The sequence below is a fragment of the Trichlorobacter sp. genome (assembly GCF_030247655.1).
In the GTDB taxonomy this organism is placed as follows: domain Bacteria; phylum Desulfobacterota; class Desulfuromonadia; order Geobacterales; family Pseudopelobacteraceae; genus Trichlorobacter.
Genome location: NZ_JAOTRZ010000112.1, coordinates 1 through 9,028, shown reverse-complemented (window position 1 = coordinate 9,028; position 9,028 = coordinate 1). Strand labels below are relative to the sequence as shown.

7 protein-coding genes are annotated in these 9,028 nt (G+C 56.0%); 5 read left to right on the top strand and 2 right to left on the bottom strand.

What is annotated here, in order from left to right; translation table 11 throughout:
• The 5 genes from glgP to OEL57_RS10470 all read left to right on the top strand — a co-directional run.
• A partial coding sequence (glgP, locus tag OEL57_RS10490; RefSeq protein WP_300740425.1) for an alpha-glucan family phosphorylase occupies positions 1-2,294 on the top strand: 2,294 nt, incomplete at its 5' end.
• 42 nt (positions 2,295-2,336) lie between these two features.
• Positions 2,337-4,454: a flagellar hook-length control protein FliK gene (locus OEL57_RS10485; RefSeq protein ID WP_300740422.1), complete on the top strand. Its 2,118-nt coding sequence runs from the start codon at positions 2,337-2,339 to the stop codon at positions 4,452-4,454.
• Positions 4,444-4,725 (top strand): EscU/YscU/HrcU family type III secretion system export apparatus switch protein, encoded by a 282-nt coding sequence (locus OEL57_RS10480; protein ID WP_300740420.1) that lies wholly within the window; start codon positions 4,444-4,446, stop codon positions 4,723-4,725. Before OEL57_RS10485 ends, OEL57_RS10480 begins: the two co-directional genes overlap by 11 nt.
• Positions 4,722-6,131 carry a phosphoglucomutase/phosphomannomutase family protein gene (locus OEL57_RS10475; protein ID WP_300740418.1) on the top strand — a complete coding sequence of 470 codons (1,410 nt, stop codon included), beginning with the start codon at positions 4,722-4,724 and terminating at the stop codon, positions 6,129-6,131. Before OEL57_RS10480 ends, OEL57_RS10475 begins: the two co-directional genes overlap by 4 nt.
• 5 nt (positions 6,132-6,136) lie before the next feature.
• Positions 6,137-6,307, top strand: a complete 171-nt coding sequence (locus OEL57_RS10470; RefSeq protein ID WP_300740416.1) for a hypothetical protein — start codon at positions 6,137-6,139, stop codon at positions 6,305-6,307.
• A gap of 143 nt (positions 6,308-6,450) precedes the next feature.
• Here the strand turns inward: OEL57_RS10470 and OEL57_RS10465 are convergent, their stop codons facing one another.
• Positions 6,451-8,064, bottom strand: coding sequence for a chemotaxis protein CheA (locus OEL57_RS10465; protein ID WP_300740414.1), 1,614 nt, complete (start codon positions 8,062-8,064; stop codon positions 6,451-6,453).
• Positions 8,061-8,984: a sensor domain-containing diguanylate cyclase gene (locus OEL57_RS10460; protein ID WP_300740412.1), complete on the bottom strand. Its 924-nt coding sequence runs from the start codon at positions 8,982-8,984 to the stop codon at positions 8,061-8,063. Before OEL57_RS10460 ends, OEL57_RS10465 begins: the two co-directional genes overlap by 4 nt.
• Positions 8,985-9,028: the final 44 nt, after the last annotated feature.

Here is a 9,028-nt window from a genome sequence, read left to right as displayed (position 1 = left end):
CCTATATGACCGAAAAGTCCTGGTTTCAGAAAGAGTACAACGGTGACTCTCAGCTGAAGACCGCCTACTTTTCCATGGAGTTTGGCCTGCATGAATCGCTGGCGGTCTACTCCGGTGGTTTGGGGATTCTGGCCGGCGATCACCTTAAATCAGCCTCTGATCTGGGCTTGCCCCTGGTGGGGGTGGGGCTGTTGTATCGTCAGGGCTATTTCCGTCAGTACCTGAATAATGAAGGCTGGCAGCAGGAGATCTATCCTGAAAACGATTTTTATAATCTGCCCCTGACCCTGGAGCGTGATCAGTTGGGCCGTCCCTTTGAGGTGGAGCTGGAGTTTGGTCCGCGCCACTTCAAGGCCCATATCTGGCGGGTGCAGGTGGGACGGGTGCCACTCTACCTGCTGGATACCAATCTGGAAGAGAACAGCCCCGAGGATCGCTTGATTACCTCGCAACTGTACGGCGGCAATCAGGAAATGCGGATGCTGCAGGAAATTCTGCTGGGGATCGGCGGGGTGCGTGCCCTGCGTGCCCTGCGGATTATCCCCAATGTCTGCCATATGAATGAAGGTCATGCTGCATTCCTGGCCCTGGAGCGGATCAGGCTGGTGATGGAGAAACGCAAGGTTAGCTTTAGCGAGGCCTGCGAGGTGACCAGGGCGGGCAACATCTTTACCACCCATACCCCGGTTGAGGCTGGAATCGACCATTTCCCCACCGAGATGCTGGATAAGTATTTTACCAAGTACATCAAATCATTCAACCTTTCCCGCGATGAGTTTCTTGGCCTTGGTCGTCAGAATCCGGCTGATCAGTATGAGAGCTTTTGCATGGCGGTGCTCGCCCTGAAACTGGCCGGTCACGCCAACGGTGTCAGTCAGCTGCATGGCGAGGTTTCCCGCGGCATGTGGAAGAACCTCTGGCCGGAACTGCCCGAAGAACAGTTGCCGCTCAGTTCCATTACCAACGGGGTCCATACCCGTACCTGGATGTCTGGTCAGATGGGTAGTCTGCTGGTACGTTACCTGGGTACCCGCTGGCTGGATGATCCGACGGACCACAATGTCTGGCGCAGGATCGGCAAGATACCGGATGCCGAAATCTGGCGTACTCGCCAGTCTACCCGTGAACGGCTGGTGGATTTTGCCCGCTGCCGCCTGAAAGAACAGTTGAAGAAGGTCGGTGCCACCGCCAAGGAGATAGCCACAGCCGATGAGGTGCTGGACCCGGAGGTCCTGACCATCGGTTTTGCCCGTCGTTTTGCCACCTACAAGCGGGGCACCCTGCTGATGCGGGATCTGGATCGTCTGGACCGGATCCTGAATGACGCCGATCGACCGGTACAGATCATCTTTGCCGGCAAGGCTCACCCCCACGACACCGAAGGTAAGGAGCTGATCCGTCAGATCGTACAGGTTTCTCACCAAGAGCGGTTCCGGCATCGGATCGTCTTTATCGAGGATTATGATATGGAGGTGGCCCGTCATCTGGTGCAGGGGGTGGATGTCTGGTTGAACACACCCCGCAGACCGATGGAGGCCAGTGGTACCAGCGGCATGAAGGTGGCCTTTAATGCCGGCCTGAACCTCTCAATTCTGGATGGCTGGTGGTGTGAAGGCTACCAGGGTAATAACGGCTGGGCCATCGGTAAAGGCGAGGTCTATGCCGATCTGGAATACCAGAATCAGGTGGAGAGTGGCGCCCTGTATGACCTGCTGGAAAAGGAAGTGGTACCGCTCTACTACCAGCGCGGCGGTGACGGCATTCCCCGTGATTGGGTCAGCATGATGAAGGCCTCAATGCAGTCGCTCTGCCCGGTCTTTTCAACCGACCGGATGGTTGAGGAATACGCCCAGCTTTCCTATATCCCTTCCTACCGCCAGTGGGCACGGCTTGAAGCCAATGATCTGGGTCTTGCCAAGGAGCTGGCTGCCTGGAAAAAGCGTGTCTTTGGCAGCTGGAATCAGGTAGGGATTGAGGCTACTGAAGCCAAACTGAGTGATTCAGTGGCGGTGGGCAGCAGCCTGCCAGTTAGTGCTACCGTCAGGTTGGGAAATTTAAATCCTGATGAAGTGGCTGTGGAAGGCTATTTTGGTGTGCTTGATAATCAGGGGATTATCCGTGGCGGTGAGATTGTGCCGTTGTCAGTGACAGAAACGCTGGAGAACGGTCGTTACCGCTTTGCCGGAGATCTTGAGTGCCGTTTCTGCGGTCGTTATGGCTTTGTGGTGCGGGTACTGCCGAGGCACGGGGAGTTGGGGCTGATCTATGAGCCGGGGTACCTGGTCTGGGGATAGGAAGCTTTTCAGAACGTAGTCCTGACAGCCGATAAGTATTCCATGGCCTTTCCTTCTGACATACAACAGCAGGTCTATGATCTGCTGTCCCGCAGTTCAAACCTGGCGATTGTACCGGCAGAGCCGGCTGAACCGACTACGGTTTGGGGGGGGCAACAGTCGCTTTCCCTTGCGCCTGGTCAGCGGATAACGGCTGAGGTGACCGGTCAGCCCCAGGCTGGCAAGATACCGGTCCAGATTGCTGGACAGCAGTTGCAGCTTGATTTGCAGATGGCGGTACGTCAGGGACAAAACCTTGAGCTTACCTTTGTCGGCAATGATCCCCGTCCAACCTTCGCCATGGCCCGTCCAGGGGTAACTGCGCCTCCGGTCAGCCTTTCTGATGCCTCCCGTCTGCTGTCGCTGCTGGTCTCAAACGAACAGTTCTCACAACCAAGCCAGCGTTCATCTCTGCAAAGTATTGGTGATCTGCTACGGCAATCAAGCGGGCAGACCAGTGTACTGGCCGGTTTTCTGGATGATTTTCTGACCTATCGGACTGATGGGCGGGCCGTTGTCGTGGCGCCGGGCGGTTTGCTTGATCAGCCAGGGAAAAATGTAGGGGATGAAGCTGGCCAGCCCCCCTCTGCCTCAACAGGCCTGGGTGGCCGGGCAACCGCTGCTTTTGAGGATACCGCCTCCAAACTGCTGTTGAATCTGGCTCAGCGGGCACGTTTGACCCTGGTTGATGTGGCTAATCAACCGCTGGCACCATTACCGCTTCAGCCGGGTGACGAGGCCAATGCCCTGGTGCAGGGGCGCTTGCCCGGTGGTCGGGTGTTGGTGCAACTGGCTGGTGAGTCATTGGAGCTGCAGCTGTCAAAGCCGGTGGCGCAGGGCGAGATCCTGCGTCTCGCCTTGGTGACACAACATCCAAAGCTGGTGTTTGCCCTGTTGGGCCAGCCTGTTCAGGAACAGCCCAGCAATGTAAGTGATGCCGCCCGTTGGCTCAGCGCTCTGGTAAGCAAGGAAGAAGGGCAGGGTGATGCCCAGCGTGCCATTATGGGGCGTCTGCAGCAGGTGGTCAGCAGTCTGCCAGCCGGTTCTTCTGCCCTGGCAGCGATTCTGGATGAGGCGATGACCTATGGTGCATCAGCCAGCCTGTCTGCCCGTTCTTTGCAGAATCGCACGGTTCCGGCTGCGGAAGGAAAACTTGATGATAGTGTGCTGAAGCTGTTGCAGTCGCTGATGCAGGGAAACCGGTTAGCCCTGCTTGAACCGCAGATTTCGGCTGATGCGTCAAAAAGTTTTCAGGTCGGTCAGCAGTTACGTGGTGATGTACTGCAATCGCTGGGAGGTGGCCGGTTCATGATCCAGGTGGGTGGTCAGGCCATGGAGGTGCTGCTACCCAAAGGGATGAAGGCTGGCGATGGTCTGAATCTGTTCTTTGTTGGTGAGGAACCGCCCACCTTTCTGCTGGTGCGCTATGGCAAAGGCGGCGATGCACTGGTCAGCCAGACCGGTCGTTGGGTCAGCACCCTGCTGGGGATGCAGGATCAGTCGGCACCGCTTAAAGAGGGATTGGGGATACTGCGTACCCTGCTGCAGGGGACACCCTCTGACCCTGCCCAGCTGGAGCAGGTCTTGAAACAGGGGCTGAAGGAAAGCGGTCTGTTTTATGAGGCCCATCTTTCCCGCTGGTTCAGCGGTGACTACTCTCTGGAAAAGCTGTTGCAGGAGCCACAGGGGAAGCTTTCAGTGCCTCCCCATGAGGGGCGACCGGTTGTGGCGCAGGGGGCGCAGGAAGGCAGCGACCCGCGTACCATGGCGATTGTCAAGGAACAGCTGGCAGCCCTTCAGACCAGTCAGTTGCTCTTTCATGGCGAACTGTTTCCCGGACAGCCGATGGAGTGGCGTATCAAGGATCGGGAAGGCAGGGGACGTGGCGGTGATGAGCAGGAGCAGGCCGCCCCCTGGGAAACCTCACTTGCCTTGACCCTGCCAAAGCTGGGGAGGGTAGAGGTTGCCTTAAGTCTGAATGGAACCCACCTTGATCTGGTGATTGAGGCCGGCCAGGAACGTGCAGCCGGTCTGTTGGAGCAAGGACGTGAAGAATTGCAGGATCAGCTGCTTGCGGCAGGCCTTGAGCCTGGTAGTATTGTGGTGAAGCATGGCCCGTGAACGGCAGTTTAATGATCAGCGCATGGCTGCGGCCCTCTCCTATAAACAGGGCTTTTATGCGCCGGTGGTGGTGGCCAAGGGCAAAGGGATTATGGCTGAGGCGATTATTGCCTGCGCCAAAGAGGCCGGTGTCTATGTGCATGAGTCGCCGGAACTGGTGACTTTGCTGATGCAGGTGAATCTGGACGAACATATCCCGGCTGAGTTATATAGAGCGGTAGCAGAACTGCTGGTCTGGATCTATAAGATGGAAGGGAAAGAAAAGGGATGACGGAAATAAAGTTCGGAACCGACGGCTGGCGCGGGGTGATTGCCCGTGAGTTTACCTTTGATAATCTGGGGCTGGTGGCCCAGGCCACCATGGACTGGATGACCCGCGAAGGGCTGGCGGATCAGGGATTGGTGGTGGGCTATGACCGTCGTTTTCTGTCGCGAGAATTTGCCTGCCGTGTGGCTGAAATAGCAGCTGGTAATGATATCAGGGTATTTTTGTGTGATGATGTTGCGCCGACACCGGCGGTTTCCTGGGCGGCCAAGGCGTTACAGGCCGGGGCCGGTGTCATGATTACTGCCAGCCATAACCCACCGATCTATAACGGTTTCAAGATTAAAGAAAACTTTGGCGGTTCAGCCCGGCCAGAGACCACACGCCTGCTGGAGCAGATTGTTGCCTACAACCAAACAGAAGGGCGTCTGGTCCGCTCGGTCCCGTTTGAAGAGGCCTGCCGTGGCGGTAAAATTGAACAGTTTGATGCTGCCACCGGCTATCTGCAGCAGCTTGGGCATCTGGTTGATATTGAGGCGATCCGCAAGGCAGCGATACCTGCCGTGGCAGACCCGATGTTTGGGGCAGGCAGTGGCTTTTTTAATCGCTTGCTGGGGATTGACGAAATCCACGCTGAACAGAACCCTTCCTTTGGCGGACGTCCACCAGAGCCGATCGGCGAAAATCTGCAGGAGCTGTGCGGACTTTTGGCAGCTGGTCGTTACCGGGTTGGCCTGGCACTGGATGGTGATGCAGACCGGATCGGGGCAGTGGATGAGCGGGGCGAGTTCTTTTCATCCCACGCCATCTTTACCCTGCTCTTGAAGCATCTGGTGGAGCGCAAGGGGCTGTCGGGCGGAGTGGTCAAGACCGTTTCATCAACCCGGATGATCGATCTGCTGGCACAAAAATATGATCTGTCCTTATATGAGACGCCGATCGGCTTCAAGCATATCTGTGAGCTGATGCTGAATAAGCAGATCCTGATGGGCGGGGAGGAATCAGGTGGTCTGGGTATCAGCGGCCATATCCCCGAGCGGGACGGCGTGCTGATGGGGCTGTTGCTGCTGGAAACGGTTGCAATGACCGGTAAGGGGTTGCGTCAGCAGCTGGAAGAGATCATGGATGAGATTGGTCATTTCTTCTACCGCCGGATTGACGCCCATATCAGCAATAATGCAAAGGAGGCGCTGCTGCAGCGTTTGAAGAACGACCCTCCTGTGACCATTGCGGGGCGGCCTGTCTCCTCCACCAACTTCAGTGATGGTTTCAAGTTTGTGTTTGATAACGGAGACTGGTTGCTGATCCGCCCCTCCGGCACCGAACCGGTCTTGCGGCTCTACAGTGAGGCTAATGACCTGTCCATGGTAGACACCCTCTTGCGTGCTGCTCGGCAGTTTGCCGGAGTATAACTGCTATGAAATGGCTGCTGAGCCTGGTTGCGGTGAACAGTTTGATTTCGGTGGTGATCTATCCGATGATAACGTTGGGGGTGGATAAGCCGATGAACTGGCTGGTGGAAATCGGTTTGCTGGCGTTTGGGGTCGGGGCGCTGTATCTGTTGATCCGTTATCGGAAAGAGTTCTAGTCGGCGTAACAGCTAAAACTAACCCCCCTCAACACCTGTCAGGGGGGATGCCTTTAAGTCTCCCCTGAGAAGGGGAGGTTTGGAGGGTTTGGTGCGAAACAGTAGATGTTCAAACGTCTGGTCCCATAGCCTGTAAGTTCTGATTAGCTGCCGTGTATCCGTAACAGCTCCGGCAGGTCCAGGATCAGGGCGATGGTGCCGTCTCCCAGAATGGTCGCCCCGGAGATGATGCGGGCATCGCGGTAGATCCGCCCCAGTGGTTTGATGACCGCCTTGACTTCGCCCACCAGCTGATCCACTGCCAGACCCACTCTCCGGCCTTCCTGACGTACCACCACTACAAAACGTGATTCCTTTACCGGGGAGTCAGGCTGCAGAATGCCATTCAGATCGAGGCAGGGCAGTGCCTCACCCCTGACATTTAAATAGCCCCGTAGTCGTAGTTCAATAGCCGCTTCCTGCGGTAGATCAATGGTTTCATCAACCAGTTCCATCGGCAGGATGAAGTAGTCGCTGCCCACCATGATCATGAAACCGTCAATCAGCGCCAGAGAAAGCGGCAAACGGAGCTGGAAACTGGTCCCCTGCCCTTCTATGCTGGTCAGGTCGATCTTTCCACGCAGTTCTTCAATGGTTCGCTTGACCACATCCATACCCACCCCCCGCCCGGAAAGCAGGGTTGCTTCGTCCATGGTGGAAAAACCCGGTTCAAAGATCAGGGCCAGTGGATCACGATCAGCCATATCAAGGGAACGGATCAGGCCCCGTTCAACGGCCTTGTGCAGCACCCGCTCACGGCTGATGCCCCGGCCATCATCCCTGACCTCAATCACAATACTGCCAGCCTCCTGAAAGGCGTTCATCCTGATGGTGCCGATGACGGGCTTGCCAAGTGCCAGCCGTTCAACGGGTGGTTCAATGCCATGATCAATGGCGTTTCTGATCAGGTGGACCAACGGCTCACGCAATCGTTCCGCCATAACCTTGTCCAGCTCGGTTTCGGCTCCGGCGGTGAGCAACTGGATCTTCTTGCCGGACGAGCCGGAGAGGTCATGTACCAGACGCTGAAAACGGCGAAACAGGTCTCCCACCGGCACCATCCTGAACACCATGGCCCGTTCCTGGATCTTCTTAACCAGCAGAGAAACTGATGAGGCTGATTCAAAGGAGGCGCTGTCCCCAAGGCGTTTAACATGGGATTCCAGCTCTGAAGAGGCGGTGACCAGTTCAACCACCAGATTGATCAGCTGATCCAGCTTCTGGGCATCAACCCTCACCACTTTTTGAGCTGCTGCTGATTCTTCTGTGCTTGCCTCTTCTGTTGGCAGAAGTTGTTCTTGCTCTGGCTGGGCTATGGTTTCAATTACTACAGGAGGCTGCCACTGGGTGATCAGGGTAACGAGCTGTTCATGGCGGGGGGGGAGCTGGGCGTTTGAGGCTTCAAAGGCGGCAATCAACGCCCTGATATGGTCATGGCACTGCAGGCAGAGGGTCAGCAGCTCTTTGGTCAGCGGGAGCTCGTTTTCCCGTACCTGGACCAATAGATGTTCAAGGGCGTGGCAAAAACTCTCCACCTGGTCGGCAGCAACAATACTTGCAGAACCTTTAATCGTATGGACTGCACGGAAGAGCCGGTTAAAGTCGTCTCCAACCGTGGGCTGCGCCTCAAGGATCAACAACGCTGATTCCATTTCAGCCAGCATCTCAACTGACTCCAGGGCAAAGGCTTCCCGTATCTCGGCTAATTCATCCATCATGGGTTGGGTTCTGATGGAGCAGGGCAGCTGCAGACCCGGTTACGGCCTTCTCGCTTGGCCTGGTAAAGAGCATCATCGGCCCGCTTGATGATGCTGTCCAGTGAGTCATCCCGGTGCAAGCCGGTGACCCCTATACTTATGGTCACGTTGGTCTGATGGTCGGTACAGGAAAACTGGTTAGCAGCAATCTGCTCCCGGCAACGTTCAGCCAGTACAACGGCCTGTTCAAAAGGTGTTTCAGGCAGGATGCAACAGAATTCCTCGCCGCCGTAACGCCCCAGGATGTCTGAGGTCCGTACCAGCTCCTGCAGTAGTTCTGAGATTTTGCGCAGGGCATAATCTCCGCAGAGGTGGCCGTGGGTGTCGTTGATTTTTTTGAAGTGGTCGATATCCAGCATCAGGATGCTTAACGGGTTGCCATGCCGTCGGGAACGTTCGATCTCTTCAGCCAGTCGGCTGTCAAGATAACGGCGATTGTAGATCCCGGTCAGACTGTCGATCTTTGCCATCAGGATCAGTTTGTGCTCATACATGACAAAGTCAGTTACATCCTGCACAGAAATGTACACGGCAATTATCTCTTTGTTTGCATTCCGCAATGGTCCAAAGGTGCAGTTCTGTTGCATCCAGGGGAATATGGATGAAGACCCGTGGGGGTTCTTCATGGGGAAGAGATGTTTATGCAGTTTCTGGGAATAGGAAGCGTAATTGCCAAAGGCAAAGACACTTTTGACAATCCGGATAAAGCTGTTGTCACACAGGGAGGGAAACAGGTCGCAGACCGGTTGACCAACTACCTTTTCTGCAGGCATTCCACTGTGCAGTTCCATCCAGCGGCTCCAGGCGCTGACGTTCAGTTCACGGTCAAGTACCACCAGGCCGAGGTTGATGGTGCTGAATATCTGCTGATACTCATTCATAAGGCCCCAGAAATTCGGCAATGGCCTGTTTCAACCAGGGCATG

Coding starts and splice junctions, on each gene's coding strand:
- OEL57_RS10485 (WP_300740422.1), top strand. CDS start 2,337: ATGGCCTTTCCTTCTGACATACAACAGCAGGTCTATGATCTGCTGTCC.
- OEL57_RS10480 (WP_300740420.1), top strand. CDS start 4,444: ATGGCCCGTGAACGGCAGTTTAATGATCAGCGCATGGCTGCGGCCCTC.
- OEL57_RS10475 (WP_300740418.1), top strand. CDS start 4,722: ATGACGGAAATAAAGTTCGGAACCGACGGCTGGCGCGGGGTGATTGCC.
- OEL57_RS10470 (WP_300740416.1), top strand. CDS start 6,137: ATGAAATGGCTGCTGAGCCTGGTTGCGGTGAACAGTTTGATTTCGGTG.
- OEL57_RS10465 (WP_300740414.1), bottom strand. CDS start 8,064: ATGATGGATGAATTAGCCGAGATACGGGAAGCCTTTGCCCTGGAGTCA.
- OEL57_RS10460 (WP_300740412.1), bottom strand. CDS start 8,984: ATGAATGAGTATCAGCAGATATTCAGCACCATCAACCTCGGCCTGGTG.